This is a genomic window from Cupriavidus sp. SIMBA_020 (assembly GCF_046535395.1).
Lineage (GTDB): Bacteria > Pseudomonadota > Gammaproteobacteria > Burkholderiales > Burkholderiaceae > Cupriavidus > Cupriavidus campinensis.
On the sequence record NZ_JAWRWU010000073.1, the window covers coordinates 1 to 453 of the forward strand.

The 453-nt window shown below is 62.9% G+C and carries 1 protein-coding gene; it reads right to left on the bottom strand.

All coding sequences use genetic code 11. The features are described from left to right. Positions 1-453: ShlB/FhaC/HecB family hemolysin secretion/activation protein (locus SB751_RS28215; protein ID WP_410748812.1), on the bottom strand; the 453-nt coding region annotated here is incomplete at both ends.

Below are 453 nucleotides of genomic sequence, written 5' to 3' on the forward strand. Positions count from 1 at the left end.
ACATCGGCCATTGCAGCTCGTTGCGCCAGTAGAAGCCGCGTTCGGCCGCGAGCATCGTTTCGCCGTCGAAGCCGCGCACGGTGTAACGGCTGCCGATGGTCAGGTCGTCGATGTAGAAAAGCGTGTCGTTGGTGAACTGGCCGTGGAATGTCGTGACGTACCGGAATGGCTGGTTGGCGATGGCGAACGGCACCGACAGGTTCGCATCGAGCACGGCCATATGGAAGCGGTACGTCGGGCCATCGATATACGGGTCCGGCGTTGCGCCCAAGCCGCCAATGCCCTGACGGTAGGCGAGCGTGCCGTCGAACTGCGCCGCGCCGAAGTAATGCCGGTCGGTCGCGCCGAGTTCGAGGAACGTGTTGTTGCGCGCATGTGTCGGTATCGTCGTGTCGTCGATGAAGCTGTCGCCGAAACGCTTCGATAGCTGCACGTAGCCGCCGAGCACGTCGT